We start from the raw sequence: 14,307 nt of genomic DNA, 5'->3' as shown, positions 1-14,307 counted from the left end.
GGCGCACAGTCGAGGAATGCGCCTTCTGGTTGTTGAGGACGAGGAAGATCTGGCGGAAGGCCTGCGGGTGGGACTGGCCCGCACCGGTTACGCGGTGGACGTCGCGGGCGACGTGGCCCAGGCGTACGACCGGCTGACCGTCAACGAGTACGACCTGATGCTGCTGGACGTGAACCTGCCCGACGGCGACGGCTTCGCACTGTGCCGCTCGCTGCGCACCGGCGAGACCCCGACCCCCGGCCAGGGTGACCTGCGGGTGCTGATGCTGACCGCGCGCGGCGGCCTGGACGACCGGGTGCGCGGCCTCGACGGGGGCGCCGACGACTATCTGGTCAAACCGTTCCACCTGGCCGAGCTGCTGGCCCGGGTCCGGGCGCTGCTGCGCCGCGACACCGCCGGCGGCTCGGCCCGGCTCACCGTGGGCGACCTGGTGCTCGACACCGCCCGGCACCGGGCCACCCTCGGCGGCGAGCCGCTGTCGCTGACGCCGAAGGAGTTCGGCGTCCTGGAATATCTGATGACCCGCCCCGGGCACGTGGTGTCCAGCGAGGAGCTTCTCGAGCACGTGTGGGACGCCAACGCCGACCCGTTCACCCAGACCGTGCGGGTCACCGTGGGCACGCTGCGCCGCAAGCTGGGCGAGGGGTGGATCGACACGGTGGTCGGCCGGGGATATCGGCTGCGGGAGGCGGCGCCGTGAGGTCGCTGCGGGTGCGCCTGACCGTCATCTACTCGACGGTGCTGTTCGCGCTGGCCGGGCTGACCCTCGGCGGCATCTACATCGCCGTCGCGCAGACCACCGAGCCGCAGCCGATCACCGAGCGGACGGCCCGGCTCTACGAGGACCGCCAATATCTGGGACAGGTCACGTTCGCCGAGGTCGGCGAGATCGAGGCGGCGGTCAACTACAACACCCTGAAGAACCTGCGGCAATATTCGCTGTACGCCCTCGGCGGGCTCTTCGTGGCCAGCCTGGGCGTCGGCTGGGTGCTGTCGGGCCGGGCGCTGCGGCCGGTCGGCGCGATCAGCCGGACCGCCCGTGAGATCCAGGCGACCGACCTGTCGCGCCGGATCCGGCTCGACGGGCCGCGCGACGAGCTGCGCGACCTGGCCGACACCCTGGACTCCATGCTGGACCGGCTCGATCACGCCTTCCAGGCGCAGCGGCAGCTCATCGACGACGCTTCGCACGAGCTGCGCAGCCCGCTGGCCATCATCCGGACCAACCTGGACGCGTCGCTGACCGCGCCCGGCGCCACGCCGGAGGAGCGCGGCCGGGCCGTGGCGGTGGTCGACCGGGCCACCACGCGCATGTCCCGGCTGGTCGAGGATCTGCTGGCCACCGCCCGCCGTGAGGCCGACACGATGACCGACGCCGACATGGACCTGAGCGTGGTGGCCCGCGAGGCGGGGGAGGAGTCGCTGGCCCGCGAGCGGGGGCTGCGGCTGGCCTACGCGACCGAGCCCGGGCTGCGGCTGATCGGCGACGCCGACGCGCTGCGGCGCGCGGCCGGCAACCTTCTCTCCAACGCCGTCCGGCTGGCGCCGCCCGCTTCCACCATCACCGTGGCCACGGGCCGTACGAGGTCGTGGTTGTGGCTGGCCGTCGCCGACGAGGGGCCGGGCATCGCGGCCGAGGACCTGCCCCGGGTCTTCGACCGGTTCTGGAAGGGGCCGCAGAAGGGCCCGGAAAGGCGCACCGGCCTCGGCCTGGCCATCGTCCGGCAGATCGTCGAGTCGCACGGGGGCCGGGTCGCCGCCCACTCGGAACCGGGGCGGGGGAGCACCTTCGTGCTGTGGCTGCCCGCGGCCGGCCGCACGGACGAGGAACCACCACCTCCCGGCAGGCCATGGCCTTGATCAACCGGCGGGGTTATGGTTCGTCCGGGGACGGGCGCTCGCCGGGGAGGCACGGTTGTCAGCTGAGGACATTGGCGACGCCGAGACTGTTCGGCGCGTCTTCGAGAACATGCCCATCGCGATGCTCGCCCTGGAAGGCGCCGACCACAAGATCGTCGCCGTCAACGCGCTCGCGCGCCGTCTCAGCGGCCGCGCCCACCAGATCGGCGGCACGATCGCCGAGGTCTTCCCGGCGGCGCTGACCCAGCAGGTGCTCGACATCTACGACCGGGCGTACCGCACCGGCGCCGTCCAGAACGCGCGTGAATGGCGACTCCAGGTCGAGCACGACGACGGCAGCCGGTCCGAGAGCTATTTCGACATCGTGGTCACGCCCGCCCGCGACGAGGCGGGCGCGGTCTCCGGACTGTCGCAGTACTCGGTCGAGGTGACCGGCCGGGTCCGCGAGCGGGAGGCCGAGCGGCGGCGGGCCGAGCGGGCCGAGCAGCGCTACGCCCGGGCCCGCGACGTGGTGGTGGCCATGCAGCTGGAGCTGTTGCCGGGCGGCATGCCGGTGCTGCCCCGGGCCCGCGCCGCCGCCGGATATCTGCCGGCCGACGCCGACACCGCGGCCGGCGGCGACTGGTTCGACGCGCTGGCGCTCGGCGACGGCCGCCTGGCGCTGGTGCTGGGCGACGTGGCCGGGCACGGCGTGGCCGCCTCGGCCACCATGGGCCAGCTCCGCGCGGTCGTGCAGGACAGGCTGCTCGACGACGGCGACATCACGGTCGCGCTGGCCGCGGCCAACCGCCTGGCCGGGCGGCTGCCGGCGGCCCGTGGAGCCACGATCTGCGCCGCCGTGCTCGACCCGGCCGACGGCTCGCTCACCTACTGCACCGCCGGGCATCCGCCGCCGCTGCTGGTCGGTGCGGGCGGATCAAGCCGCTATCTGCCCGCGACCGGCGCGCCGCCGCTCGGCGGGGGCGACCACTTCCCGCTCGGCGCCGACCGGCTGGCCGTGGGCGATCTGCTGCTGCTGGTCAGCGACGGCCTGATCGAGCGGCCGGGCCGGGACTACGCGGAGAGCCTGGTCGAGCTGGCCACCGTGGCCGAGGACACGGCGGCCGACCGGGTGCTGCGCGACTCGGGACTCACCGCGGCCCAGCGGGTCTGCGTGCAGACGATCGAGCTGTTGCTGCGCCCCACCGGGCACACCGACGACGTGACGATGCTGGCCGTGCAGCGGGTGCCGCCGCCCGCGCCGCTGCGGCTGTCGCTCCCGGCGGCGATGCCGTCGATCCACCGCGCGCACGGCGCGGTCGGTGACTGGCTGCGCGGCCTCGGCGCCGGCGACAAGGACGTCGCCGCGCTGCGCCACGCGGTCAGCGAGCTGGTCACGAACTGCATCCAGCACGCCTATCGCGGCGGCCCGCCGGGGCGGGTGCGCCTCGGCGCCGACCTGGACGCCGGCGGCGAGGTCCGGATCGAGGTGGCCGACGACGGCGCCTGGCACGAGCATCCACCGGCGGCCTCGGGCGGGCTCGGGCTGATCCTGGTCGAGCAGATGGTGCACCAGTTCCGCCTGCGCCGCGGCCACCGGGGCACGACGGCCGAGGTGCGGCACCGGGTCACCACCCCGGCCCGGCTGCTGATCGCCGAGCGGGTCGGCCCGCCCGCGGCCGACGAGCCCGACCTGCTCCTGGTGCTCGACCAGCCGGCGGCGCCGGGCCCGCGGGTGCGCCTGGACGGGCCGGTCACGCTGGCCACGTCCGGTTTCCTGGCCAAGGAGCTCCAGCGCCTCACCCGCGGCGGCACCCGGCCGCTGACGGTCGACCTGACCGGGGTGACGCTGCTGGCCAGCGCGGGCGTGGTGGTCCTGCAGCACGCGGTGCGCCGCGACGCCGAGCAGGACGGCAGCCTGGTGCTCTACGCGCCGGCCGGCAGCCCGGCCCAGCACGTGCTGTCCCTGTCGGCGATGCCGCACACGACGGCCGACCCTCACGCCGGGGCGTAGCCGCGCACGACGCCCTTGCCGGCCGCCTTGGCCGCGTAGAGGGCCGTGTCGGCCTCGTGCAGCAGGGTCTCGACATCGGTGCCCACGCTGATCCCGAGGCTGCCCCGGGCGTGCAACGTGGTGTCCCGATAGGGGATCGGGGCGCCGATGCGCTCCAGCAGGCGCGCGCCCAGCGATCCGGCCTCGGCCCCGGTCGCGCCGGGCATGACGACCGCGAACTCGTCGCCGCCGAGCCGCGCCACCACGTCGCCCGGGCGCACCTCGGTCGCGATGCGCCGGCCGACCGCTGCCAGCAGTGCGTCGCCGGCGGCGTGCCCGAGCGTGTCGTTGACCTTCTTGAATCCGTCGAGGTCGAGCATGAGTACGGCGGCCGTGCCGGTCAGGCCGGCGGCGTGCCGGTGGAAGGCGGCCCGGTTGGGCAGGCCGGTGAGCGAGTCGTGGAAGGCCTGATGGTCGAGCTCGGCGCGCAGCCTTCGCACGATGAGCAGGCTCAGGAACTGCCGGACCATGGCCAGGGCGGTCGAGCCGAGCAGCACGGAGATCAGCACCGGGCTCAGGGTGCGATCGTCGCGATATTCGATCAGCACGCAGACGAGCAGCAGCGCGGTCGGCACGGACGAGACCGTGCTCCAGAAGCTGGTGAAGGCACGCCAGCCGGTCGGGTCGGCCGGCGGCACCTCCTCCCGGCTGGCCAGCGCGATCATCAGCCCGCCGACCAGATAGGCGCCGCCGAGCCCGTAGGAGTACCACGGCAGGTCGAAAGCGTGCACGCGGACGCTGAGGACCGCGGCCAGGGCGAAGGTCGCCATCGCCGCGGCCAGCAGGTGCAGTGAGTTGCGGCCGCTGGTGCGCGACATGAGCATCAGTGCGAGGGCGGCCGTGACGATCTCGGGCGAGAGAATCGCCACCCAGATCGGGTCGGCTCCGGTCGGCACCAGCACGAACTGCCAGACCACGGCGAACATCGCGCCGGCCGCGGTGGCGACCTCGATGAGGTACATGACACGGGTGAGCCAGCTGGGGAACGGTGGCGCGCAGAGCAGTACGGCCGGGACGCTCACCAGGGCGGCGCCGACCGAGGTGAGGTCGGCCGCCGCTTCGACGGTGGCGTTCGCGCCCACGGCGCCCTCGAGGGCGTACAGCAGATAGGAGATCCCCAGGAGGATCCCGGCGCCGGAGCCGAGCAGCAGCCCGGCCCGCTCGCGGCCGGTGTGCCGTCGCGCCTGTTCGCGGAAACCGAACCAGGCGACCAGGCCGGCCAGCGCGACCGGCAGGTTGGCGACCAGCAGGCCGCCGCTGTCAGGTAGATGAGGCAGGGCGAGCTGGAGGGCCACGCCCGCGGCGAGGACCAGAATCAGCTTCCGCACTCCTTGTCAGTCGGCAACCGACTCAAGAACTTAAGTATTCGAGGACCTCCTCGGCGACGGAGCGGGCCGGTTCGGCGTACGCGGTCTCGAGCTCCCGGAAGACCTTCTGGGCCCGGGACGCCGGCCAGTCGGCGGGCAGGTGCTCGACCGGCAGCCGCGGGTCGCGGCGGATGGCGTGCAGCCACTCGGCCATCAGGCTCAGCCGGGCCGCGAGCGGGTCGGCCAGCGGGGGCGGCCCGTCCCACCGGGCCAGGAAGTCGTCGTAGCGGGCGGCGAGGGCCCCCAGGTCGTACGCGTCGGAGACCATCGCCCCGATGTCGGTGAGCGCGCCGGCCCGCGCGTGGAACACCCGGGCGTGCGCCTCGAGACCGAGGTCGCTGACGATCTGCTGGGCGCCGACCTCGCCCGGGGCGATCCACAGCCCGCCCTGTATCGGCCCGAAGCCCGACCAGGCGAGCTGCGAGCGCAGGTCGTGCCGCTGGCGCTGCCACGACTCGGGCAGCGAGAAGCTCAGCAGCGTCCACGTGCCGTCCCAGTGGTCGTTCACCGCGCCGGTGCGCCAGATGCGGGTGCGGCCGTCGCGCAGCAGGGTGGTCGAGCGCTCGGTCAGCCCGAAATACATGCGGCGGCCGTCGCGCTGCCGCTGGAGCAGGTCGCGGCTGACCATGCGGGTCAGCGTGGAGCGGGCGGCGTGCGACGAGATGCCGAGCCGGTCGCAGACGTCGATCACGCTGCCGGAGAAGACGCGGACGTCGCGGTCGAGCACGAAATCACCGAACAGCATGAGCAGCAAGGTCTGAGGCCTCGCCTCCGTTAGCGGCATGGGCTAGATATTAGGCAGATTATTGACGGCTGTGGAAGATGCGCCTAACTTCGGGGGTCATCGAAGCCTGACAATGGTCGTAACGGGAGGCAACCCGTGCGCAGAACCGTTCCGCTCCTCGCCTTCGTCCTCGTCCTCGCCGCCTGCTCGTCCTCCGGGGGCGAGGATTCCGGCGACACCGTCAAGGTCGGCCAGATCGTTTCGCTGACCGGCAACTACTCGCCGCTCGGCACCGAGAACCAGAAGTCCGTGGCCCTCGCCGTCGAGCAGATCAACGCGGCCGGCGGCATCGACGGCCGCAAGATCGAGCTGACCGTCAAGGACGACAAGAGCCTGCCCGACCAGGCCGTCCTCGCCTTCAACGAGCTCAAGGGCGACTCCGACGCCGTCATCGGCTCGCCCTTCTCCAACTCCGCCCTGGCCACGGTCCCGCTGGTCGACCGCGAGGAGATCCCGTACCTCTCCCTCACCCCGGCCGACGAACAGGTCAAACCCGTTCATCCGTACGTCTTCGTGGTGCCGGCGCTGTCCGGGACGTACGCCGAATCGGCCCTTCAGTACTTCCAGGCGCAGAAGCTGACCAAGGTCGCGGTCGCCTACGACACCAAGAGCAGCTACGCCGTGGCCGGTTTCAAGGGCCTCGAGGCCAAGGCCGGGCAGTACGGCGTCACGCTGAACCCCATCGAGCAGTTCCAGACCACCGCGACCGAGTTCGGAGCGGTCTTCACCCACGTACGCTCGTCCGACGCCCAGGCCCTCATGGTGTGGGCCACCGGCGCGCCCGCGGTCGCGCTGACCAAGCAGTACGCGGCCAGCGGCCTCAAGATCCCGCTGGTGCTGACCGGCGCCCAGGCCAGCAAGCTCTTCCTCGAACCGGCCGGCGCGGCCGCCGAGGGCGCGGTGGTGGCCAGCTCCATCGGCGTGGTCGGCGACACCCTGCCGGCCGGCGAGCAGAAGACGGCGATCGAGGAGCTGTCCAAGCCGTTCGAGGCCAAGTACGGCTATCCGCCGCCCCAGTTCGCGCAGGACGGCTACAGCGGTGTGAAGCTGCTCGCGGCGGCGCTGAAGGCGGCCGGCGGCACGGACAAGAAGAAGGTCCGCGACGCTCTCGAAGGCCTCACGCTGACCACCCCGAACGGCACCTACAAATACTCCGCCACCGACCACAGCGGCCTGACCACCGACTTCATCGCCATCACAACGGTGACCAAGGGCGTCTTCGTGCCGACCGAATATTCGGCGCAGAAGCTGGGCGGGCGCTGATGGCGGGCGCCGCGCTCGCGGTGACCGGTGCGTCGCGGGCCTTCGGGGGCGTCTACGCCGTCCGCGACGTCGATCTGCACGTCCCGCCGGGCGAGCTGCGGGCGGTGATCGGGCCCAACGGCGCCGGCAAGTCGACGCTGTTCGCCCTGATCGGCGGCCAGCTCGCCCTCGGTGCGGGCCGTGTGGAGCTCGACGGCGTGCGCGTGGACCGGCTCGCGGCGCACCGCCGCTCCCGCCTCGGGGTGGCGGTGGTGTTCCAGGCGGCCCGGATCTTCCACGGCCTGTCCGCCCTGGAGAACGTGATGGTCGGCGCGCACGGCACCACGCGGTCCGGGTTCGTGGCCGGGGCGCTGCGCCTGCCGTCGCACCACCGCACCGAGCGGGAGATCCGGGCCCGGGCCCTGGAGTGCCTGTCGCTGACCGGGCTGGCCGACTGGGCGGCCCGGCCGGCCGAGGACCTGCCGCTGGGCCAGCAGCGCGCGTTGCAGCTGGCCCGTGCCCTGTGCGGCGAGCCCCGCCTGCTGCTCCTGGACGAGCCGGCCTCGGGTCTGCGGGCGGGGGAGCGCGAGCACCTGGCCGAGTTGCTGGCCTCCCTGCGGCGTGCGGGCCTGACCATGCTCCTGGTCGAGCACGACGTCGCTTTCGTCATGAGCCTGGCCGACCAGATCACGGTCCTCGACCTGGGCCGCGTCATCGCCTCCGGCCCGCCGGCCGAGGTCCGCGCCAACCCGGAGGTCATCGCCGCCTATCTGGGAGCGAGCGCATGACGCTCGTGGACGTGGCCTCGCTGACCGTGCGCTATTCCGGCGCGACAGCCCTCGACGGCGTCTCCCTCTCCCTGGACAGATCCGAGATGGTCGCGCTCATCGGTGCCAACGGGGCCGGGAAGACGACGCTGGTGAAGGCGCTCTCCGGTCTCGTCGAGACGGATGCCGGACGGGTCACCGTCGACGGGCGGCTCGCGCAGGTGCCGGAAGGGCGGGAGGTCTTCGCCGACCTCAGCGTCGACGACAACCTGCGCCTCGGCGGCTGGCGCAACGGGCGGCGCGGCCGCGACACCTCGGACATCTACGAGCTGTTGCCCGCTCTGGTGCCGCTGCGCAAGCGGGACGCCGGAACGCTCTCGGGCGGACAGCAGCAGATGGTGGCCATCGGGCGGGCGCTGATGGCCCGGCCCGACGTGCTGGTGATCGACGAGTTGAGCCTCGGGCTGGCCCCGCTGGTCATCGACACGCTCGTGGACCATCTCCGGGCGCTGCACCGCGAGCGCGGACTGGCCGTGCTGCTGATCGAGCAGAACGCGCGGCTCGCCCTGTCGCTGTGCTCACGGGCGTACGTCCTGGAGGCCGGGCGGATCGTCCTGGCCGGGGACGCCGCGGTCCTGGCCTCCGACGAGCGGGTGACCGCGGCCTATCTGGGCGGCCACTATGAGTGACTTCCTCGGCTACGTGCTGACCGGCCTCGGCATCGGCGCCGGGTTCGCCCTCGTGGGCAGCGGCCTGGTGGCCATCTACCGGGTCACCGGCGTGGTCAACTTCGCGCAGGGCGCCTTCGCCGTCATCGCCGCCATGCTGACCTCGACCCTGCTCACGGCCGGTCTGCCCCACATTCTCTCGGAGTCGCTGGCGGTGGTCGTGGCCGCGGTCGTCGGCGTCCTGGTCGGCGTCGTCGCCATCGGCCGGCCCGGCACCGACCCCGGCACGTCGCTCATCGTCACTCTGGGTCTCGGCGTGTTCGCGTACGCGGTCGAGATCGTCCTCTGGGGTGACCAGCCCCGGTCCTTCGCCGGTCTGCCCGGGGTGGCCACCATCGGCGGCGCCCGCATCCAGGCCCACTACCTGCTCATCATCGCCGTGACCGTGCCCGTCTTCGCGGCCCTGGCCCTCTTCTTCACCCGCACCGACCTCGGCAAGGCGCTGTCGGCCTGCGCCTCCAACCGCTACGCGGCCCGGGTGGTCGGCATCGACGTCCGCCGGATGGGCCTGCTGGCGTTCGCGCTCGGCGGCGCCCTGGGCGGCCTGGCCGGGGTGCTCACCACCCCCGTGCAGCAGGTCACCTTCGACAGCGACGTCACCCTGATCGTCAACGGCTTCGCCGCCGCCGTCCTGGGCGGCCTCACCCGCCCGGCGGTGGCCCTGGCCGGCGGCCTGCTGCTCGGCGTCGCCCAGACCCTGATCGCCGGCTACGGCGGCGGCGCCTATCAGCTGGAGGTGGCCCTGCTCCTCATGCTCACCGTCATGATCGTCCAGGCCGCCCGCACCGGCCCGGTCCGCGAGGCGGCCCGATGAACAAGCTGTGGCTGCTCGCCGTCGCCGTGGTCACTCTCGCGCTGCCGCCTCTGCTGCCCGAGAAGCAGCTGTCGGTGTTCATCCTGCTCGGGCTGGCCGCGACGGTCACCGCCGGCGTCTCCCTTCTCATGGGGTACGCCGGGCAGGTCTCCCTGGGACAGGCGGCGTTCTACGCGATCGGGGCGTACGCGGCCGGTCTCCTCTCCGTGCACGGCGTCCCGTCACTGCTCGGCCTGCTGCTGGCCCCGGTCGCCGCCGCCGCGGCCGCCGTGCTGCTGGGCGCCCCGCTGCTGCGCCTGCGCGGACACCACCTCGCGTTCGCCACACTGGCCGTGCAACTGATCCTCTTGTCCCTGCTCGGCCAGGGCACGTGGGCCGGTGGCGCGATCGGCTTGCAGGGCATCCCGCGTCTGTCCGGCTTGAAAGAGGACATCGGTTACGCGTACGTCGTCTGGGCCGTCCTCGCCGTGGTGTTGCTCATCTCCCGCAACGTGGTGGCCTCGCGCCCGGGCCGGGCCCTGAGAGCCGCCGCCACCAGCGAGACCGCGGCCGCCGCGAGTGGCGTGCCGGTCGGCGCCTACCGTCTGGCCGTCTTCGCCCTCTCGGCCGCCTTCGCCGGTCTGGCCGGCGGCGTCTACGCCTTCTACCTGGGCTATCTGGCCCCCGGCTCGTTCCCGGTCCTGCTCTCGATCGAGTTCGTGGTGATGGCCGTGGTGGGCGGCCTGGGCACCATCGCCGGCCCGGTGGTGGGCGCCGCGGTCATCGTCCTGCTGGTCCAGTTCCTCAACGAGCTCGGCACCCAGCCCGGCATGCCCAGCTACGCGCCCAGCGTCCTGTCGTACGCCGTCTACGCCCTGCTTCTGATACTGGCGGTCCGCTACATGCCGAAGGGGATCGTCCCCACGGCCCGCCGGTTGGCCTCCCGCCGTCCGAAGACGTCATCCACCGGCCGGGCCGTCCGCCGGCCGGTGGCCGCCGACTCCTTGGAGGATCGCGCATGAGAACGCACCGCGCCGTCGCTGTGATCGCCGGGCTGGCGCTGGCCCTGGCCGGCCTGTCCGCGCCCGCCTCGGCCGTCGCGCCGGCCACCCACGTCGAAGGGACGCTGGCGTCCGGGGCCACATACGTCTTCGACGTGCCCACGCCGTGGAACGGCACCGTTCTGCTCTACAGCCACGGCTATACGCCCAAGGGGGCGCCGAATCCGGCGCAGAACGCGCCCGGCGCCGAGGTCCGGGAGACACTGCTCGGTCAGGGGTACGCCCTGATCGGCTCGTCCTATGCGGACACCGGATGGGTGCTGGAACAGGCGCTGCCCGACCAGATCGCGACGCTCGGCGTCTTCGGCGCGCGGTTCGGGACGGCCCGGCGGACGCTGGCCTGGGGCACGTCGATGGGCGGCATGGTCACCACCGGGCTGCTGGAGCGATATCCGGCGCGGTTCGTGGGCGGGCTCGCCATGTGCGGACTCGAACAAGGGGGCGTGGCCAACTGGAACAACACGCTCGACCCGCTGTTCGCCCTGCGGACGCTGCTGCTTCCGGGAAGCGGCCTGCCCCTCGTACGGCTGAAGGACCAAGCGACGGCCCTGGCGTCGGCCGGGGTGCTCAACTCGGCGCTGGCCCAGGCCCAGACGACGGCGGTGGGCCGGGCGCGGACGGCCCTGGCGGCGGCGCTGCACAACATCCCGGCCTGGAACGATCCGGCGCTGCCGGAGCCCGCGCCGGGCGACTACGAGACGGCGCAACGGAACCAGGCGAAGGCGCTGGGGACGACCATCTACGTGGGGCTGTCGTGGCGGCAGGAGGCGGAGAGCCGCGCGGGCGGGAACATGTCGTGGAACACCGGCGTCGACTACCGGCGGATGCTGGCCCGGTCGTCGCTGCGCGAGGAAGTGAAGGCCCTCTACCGCACGGCCGGGGCGTCGCTCGACGACGACCTGCGGGCGCTGGCCGGGGCACCCCGGATCAGCGCCGATCGCGGTGCCGTGGCGTACATCGCGCGGAACCTGTCGTTCACGGGACGCCTCCAGGATCCGTTGATGACCATTCACACCACCGGGGACGCCCTGGTGCCGGTGCAGGTGCAGCGGGCCTATCGGGAGGCGGTGCGGTCGCCGGAGCTGTTGCGGCAGGCGTTCGTGCACCGGGCCGGGCACTGTACGTTCACCGCGGGCGAGATGCTGGCCGCCCTGCGCACCCTGGAACGCCGGGTGGGCAGCGGGCACTGGTCGGGGACGTCGCCGGAGGCGCTGAACGCCCTGGCCTCGTCCACGGACTTCGTGCACTACCGGCCGGCGCCGTATCCCCGGCCGTTCACGGCGAAACTTTGAGACGGCAGTCGCAGCCGCGCCGGGCGAGAATCGGGAAGACGAAAGGGGCGCCATCAATGATCAGCGTCAACGGCATCGACGAGCTCAAGACCCTCGCCGGTAAGGACCTCGGGCACAGCGCGTGGCTCGAGGTCACCCAGGACCGGGTGAACCAGTTCGCCGAGGCCACCGGCGACCACCAGTGGATCCACGTCGACGTCGCGCGGGCCAAGGAAGGACCGTTCGGGGCGCCGATCGCCCACGGATATCTCACCCTGTCACTCGTGATCCCGTTCTTCTCGGAGCTGCTCCAGGTGGGCGGCGTGTCGATGGGCATCAACTACGGGCTCGACAAGGTGCGGTTCCCGTCGCCGGTGAAGGTCGGGTCGAAGATCCGCCTGGCCGCCACGGTGGCCGAGGTGACACCGGTCGGCGGCGGCGGAGCGCAGGTGAAGCTCGACTTCACGGTCGAGGTCGACGGCGCCGACAAGCCGGCGTGCGTGGCGCGGCCGATCTACCGGTACTACCCCTGACGCCATGAACAGGGGACTCGGCTCGTGGCCGGCCCGGCGCGCCGCCATCTCGCCCGATCGGGTCGCGCTGGTCTTCGGTGACGATTCATGGTCGTACGCCGAACTGCGTGACCGGATCACCCGGCTGGCCCACCGGCTTCGGGCGGAAGGCGTCGGCCGGGGCGACCGGGTCGCCTATGTCGGGCCGAACCATCCGGCGCTGGTCGAGACCCTGTTCGCCACCCACCTGCTGGGCGGGGTCTTCGTCCCGCTGAACTTCCGGCTCACGGCGGCCGAGGCCGGCTACCAGCTCGGCCATTGCGGCGCGCGGGTCCTGATCCGCGCGCCGCAATGCGCCGTGGTGTCAGCGCCGACGACCATCGACCTGCCGGAGCTGTCGGGCGTCGACGGACCTCCCATCGAGGTCGACGTGGAGTTGGACGACCCGGCCTTCATCCTCTACACGTCCGGGACGACCGGCCGCCCGAAAGGGGCCGTGCTCACCCACGGAAACGTCATCTGGAACACGTACAACCTGCTCGTGGGCGTCGACGTGGCCGGCGACGAGGTGACCCTGATCGGCGCGCCGCTGTTCCACGTGGCGGCGCTCAACCAGTGCCTGCTGCCGACCGTTCTGAAGGGCGGCCGGTGCGTCATCATGCCGTCCTGGGACGCCGGCCGGGCGCTCGACCTGATCGAGGCGCACCGCGTGACCTGGATGTTCGGCGTCGCGGCGATGTTCGCGGCGCTCGCACAGTCCCCGCGCTGGCCCGACACGGACCTGTCGTCGCTGCGCTGCGTGATGAGCGGCGGGGCGGCCGTCCCGCCGGCGCTGATCCGCGCCTATCAGGAGCGCGGGCTGACGTTCTGCCAGGGCTACGGCATGACGGAGACGGCACCAGGCGCGACCTTCCTGGAGGCCCGCGAGAGCCTGGACCACGTCGGCTCGGCCGGGGTCCCGGTCTTCTTCACCGACGTACGCGTCGACGGCAACCCCGGGGAGGTGCTGGTCCGGGGCCCGAACGTGACACCCGGCTACTGGAACGACCCGGCCGCGACGGCGGACGCCTTCACCGAGGGCTGGCTCCGCACCGGCGACATAGCCGAGGTCGACGCGGGTGGCCACTTCCACATCCTGGACCGCTTGAAGGACATGTACATCTCCGGCGGCGAGAACGTCTACCCGGCCGAGGTGGAGGCGGCCCTCTTCGAGCATCCGGCGGTCGCCGAGGCCGCCGTGATAGGCGTTCCCGACGAGAAATGGGGCGAGGTGGGCCGCGCTTTCATCGTCCCCGCCCCGGGCCCGCCGCCCACCGCTGACCAATTGCGTGCCCACCTCATCGAGCGAGTGGCCAGATACAAGATCCCGGCCCATTTCACCATCGTGGACGGCCTTCCCCGCACCGGATCGAACAAGGTCCGCAAGGCAGAACTCCGCCGATTAAATGCGTTGCCACCGCCGCCGGCCGCCTCCTAACATGGTCATCACCACCGAGACGCGGGGAAAGGAGAACCGAGATGTCGATTTCCCTGCTGAGTGGCCGAAGACGGTGGCGCCTTTGACGCCGCCGCCCGCCTGAGGGATGGCGGCGTTTTCTTTTTCCGGCCCGGGTAGCCCAACGGCAGAGGCACGCCGCTCAGGACGGCGCCAGTGCGCGTTCGAATCGCGCTCCGGGTACGCAATAAAATGGAGAGCTGGCCGAGTCCGGTTGAAGGCGGCGGAGTGCTAATCCGCAGTAGGGGCATCAGCTTCTACCAAGGGTTCGAATCCCTTGCTCTCCTCAATGTCGGAACACCGGGAGACGCCAGCCGATGGGCGCCGGCCGCCGCCTCGAAAGCGGTTGGGGGTAAAACCCGTGGGCGTTCGACTCGCCCCGTCTCCGCCACCGA

The 14,307-nt window shown here is 72.3% G+C and carries 13 protein-coding genes and 3 tRNA genes; 14 read left to right on the top strand and 2 right to left on the bottom strand.

The annotated features are described in order from the left end of the window. Nucleotides 1-16 precede the first annotated feature (16 nt). Genes ACQP2X_RS27155 through ACQP2X_RS27145 form a run of 3 tightly spaced genes read left to right on the top strand, consistent with a single transcriptional unit; the run spans nucleotide 17 to nucleotide 3,853 of the window. The gene (locus ACQP2X_RS27155; protein WP_498686588.1) at nucleotides 17-700 is read left to right on the top strand and encodes a response regulator transcription factor; all 684 of its coding nucleotides are present in this window, start codon (nucleotides 17-19) and stop codon (nucleotides 698-700) included. Next, nucleotides 697-1,860 (top strand): sensor histidine kinase, encoded by a 1,164-nt coding sequence (locus ACQP2X_RS27150; protein WP_498686586.1) that lies wholly within the window; start codon nucleotides 697-699, stop codon nucleotides 1,858-1,860. Before ACQP2X_RS27155 ends, ACQP2X_RS27150 begins: the two co-directional genes overlap by 4 nt. A gap of 55 nt (nucleotides 1,861-1,915) precedes the next feature. Beyond that, a complete protein-coding gene (locus tag ACQP2X_RS27145) occupies nucleotides 1,916-3,853 on the top strand; it encodes a SpoIIE family protein phosphatase (RefSeq protein WP_498686583.1) in 1,938 nt (645 codons plus the stop codon). Here ACQP2X_RS27145 and ACQP2X_RS27140 read toward each other — a convergent pair. Both ACQP2X_RS27140 and ACQP2X_RS27135 read right to left on the bottom strand, forming a co-directional pair. Beyond that, on the bottom strand, nucleotides 3,838-5,220 hold the full coding sequence (locus ACQP2X_RS27140) for a diguanylate cyclase domain-containing protein (RefSeq protein WP_498686581.1): 1,383 nt from the start codon (nucleotides 5,218-5,220) through the stop codon (nucleotides 3,838-3,840). The two genes, ACQP2X_RS27145 and ACQP2X_RS27140, sit on opposite strands and share 16 nt — an antisense overlap. 22 nt (nucleotides 5,221-5,242) lie before the next feature. Next, nucleotides 5,243-6,004 (bottom strand): PaaX family transcriptional regulator, encoded by a 762-nt coding sequence (locus tag ACQP2X_RS27135; protein ID WP_498686579.1) that lies wholly within the window; start codon nucleotides 6,002-6,004, stop codon nucleotides 5,243-5,245. A 135-nt stretch (nucleotides 6,005-6,139) separates the two neighbouring features. Here ACQP2X_RS27135 and ACQP2X_RS27130 point away from each other — a divergent pair, with 135 nt between their 5' ends. The 11 genes from ACQP2X_RS27130 to ACQP2X_RS27080 all read left to right on the top strand — a co-directional run bounded on the left by ACQP2X_RS27130 (nucleotide 6,140) and on the right by ACQP2X_RS27080 (nucleotide 14,303). Beyond that, entirely contained in the window at nucleotides 6,140-7,306 is a 1,167-nt protein-coding gene (locus ACQP2X_RS27130; protein ID WP_498686578.1) for an ABC transporter substrate-binding protein, read from the top strand. Further along, nucleotides 7,306-8,073 carry an ABC transporter ATP-binding protein gene (locus ACQP2X_RS27125; RefSeq protein ID WP_498686576.1) on the top strand — a complete coding sequence of 256 codons (768 nt, stop codon included), beginning with the start codon at nucleotides 7,306-7,308 and terminating at the stop codon, nucleotides 8,071-8,073. Before ACQP2X_RS27130 ends, ACQP2X_RS27125 begins: the two co-directional genes overlap by 1 nt. Next, nucleotides 8,070-8,741, top strand: coding sequence for an ABC transporter ATP-binding protein (locus tag ACQP2X_RS27120; protein WP_498686574.1), 672 nt, complete (start codon nucleotides 8,070-8,072; stop codon nucleotides 8,739-8,741). Before ACQP2X_RS27125 ends, ACQP2X_RS27120 begins: the two co-directional genes overlap by 4 nt. Further along, nucleotides 8,734-9,594 carry a branched-chain amino acid ABC transporter permease gene (locus tag ACQP2X_RS27115; protein WP_498686572.1) on the top strand — a complete coding sequence of 287 codons (861 nt, stop codon included), beginning with the start codon at nucleotides 8,734-8,736 and terminating at the stop codon, nucleotides 9,592-9,594. The genes ACQP2X_RS27120 and ACQP2X_RS27115 overlap by 8 nt, the downstream gene beginning before the upstream one ends. Continuing rightward, nucleotides 9,591-10,595 carry a branched-chain amino acid ABC transporter permease gene (locus ACQP2X_RS27110; protein WP_498686570.1) on the top strand — a complete coding sequence of 335 codons (1,005 nt, stop codon included), beginning with the start codon at nucleotides 9,591-9,593 and terminating at the stop codon, nucleotides 10,593-10,595. Before ACQP2X_RS27115 ends, ACQP2X_RS27110 begins: the two co-directional genes overlap by 4 nt. Next, complete coding sequence (locus ACQP2X_RS27105) at nucleotides 10,592-11,926, top strand: hypothetical protein (protein ID WP_498686569.1); 1,335 nt, start codon at nucleotides 10,592-10,594, stop codon at nucleotides 11,924-11,926. The genes ACQP2X_RS27110 and ACQP2X_RS27105 overlap by 4 nt, the downstream gene beginning before the upstream one ends. 56 nt (nucleotides 11,927-11,982) lie before the next feature. Beyond that, a complete protein-coding gene (locus ACQP2X_RS27100; RefSeq protein ID WP_498686567.1) occupies nucleotides 11,983-12,438 on the top strand; it encodes a MaoC family dehydratase in 456 nt (151 codons plus the stop codon). 4 nt (nucleotides 12,439-12,442) lie between these two features. Next, nucleotides 12,443-13,894: an acyl-CoA synthetase gene (locus ACQP2X_RS27095; protein WP_498686566.1), complete on the top strand. Its 1,452-nt coding sequence runs from the start codon at nucleotides 12,443-12,445 to the stop codon at nucleotides 13,892-13,894. A gap of 128 nt (nucleotides 13,895-14,022) precedes the next feature. Beyond that, nucleotides 14,023-14,095: transfer RNA gene (locus tag ACQP2X_RS27090), tRNA-Leu, on the top strand. An 11-nt stretch (nucleotides 14,096-14,106) separates the two neighbouring features. Further along, nucleotides 14,107-14,199 (top strand) — tRNA-Ser (locus ACQP2X_RS27085). A 16-nt stretch (nucleotides 14,200-14,215) separates the two neighbouring features. Next, nucleotides 14,216-14,303 (top strand) — tRNA-Ser (locus tag ACQP2X_RS27080). Nucleotides 14,304-14,307: the final 4 nt, after the last annotated feature.

The sequence above is a fragment of the Actinoplanes sp. CA-131856 genome (assembly GCF_050956135.1).
Classification (GTDB): domain Bacteria; phylum Actinomycetota; class Actinomycetes; order Mycobacteriales; family Micromonosporaceae; genus Actinoplanes.
Note: the sequence above shows the minus strand (reverse complement) of the source record. Positions and strands in the feature narration are given on the sequence as shown.

Bases quoted from the DNA above. Each gene is read 5' to 3' on its own strand.
- ACQP2X_RS27125 (WP_498686576.1), top strand. From the start codon at position 7,306: ATGGCGGGCGCCGCGCTCGCGGTGACCGGTGCGTCGCGGGCCTTCGGG.
- ACQP2X_RS27110 (WP_498686570.1), top strand. From the start codon at position 9,591: ATGAACAAGCTGTGGCTGCTCGCCGTCGCCGTGGTCACTCTCGCGCTG.
- ACQP2X_RS27115 (WP_498686572.1), top strand. From the start codon at position 8,734: ATGAGTGACTTCCTCGGCTACGTGCTGACCGGCCTCGGCATCGGCGCC.
- ACQP2X_RS27100 (WP_498686567.1), top strand. From the start codon at position 11,983: ATGATCAGCGTCAACGGCATCGACGAGCTCAAGACCCTCGCCGGTAAG.
- ACQP2X_RS27155 (WP_498686588.1), top strand. From the start codon at position 17: ATGCGCCTTCTGGTTGTTGAGGACGAGGAAGATCTGGCGGAAGGCCTG.
- ACQP2X_RS27120 (WP_498686574.1), top strand. From the start codon at position 8,070: ATGACGCTCGTGGACGTGGCCTCGCTGACCGTGCGCTATTCCGGCGCG.
- ACQP2X_RS27135 (WP_498686579.1), bottom strand. From the start codon at position 6,004: ATGCTGTTCGGTGATTTCGTGCTCGACCGCGACGTCCGCGTCTTCTCC.
- ACQP2X_RS27105 (WP_498686569.1), top strand. From the start codon at position 10,592: ATGAGAACGCACCGCGCCGTCGCTGTGATCGCCGGGCTGGCGCTGGCC.
- ACQP2X_RS27095 (WP_498686566.1), top strand. From the start codon at position 12,443: ATGAACAGGGGACTCGGCTCGTGGCCGGCCCGGCGCGCCGCCATCTCG.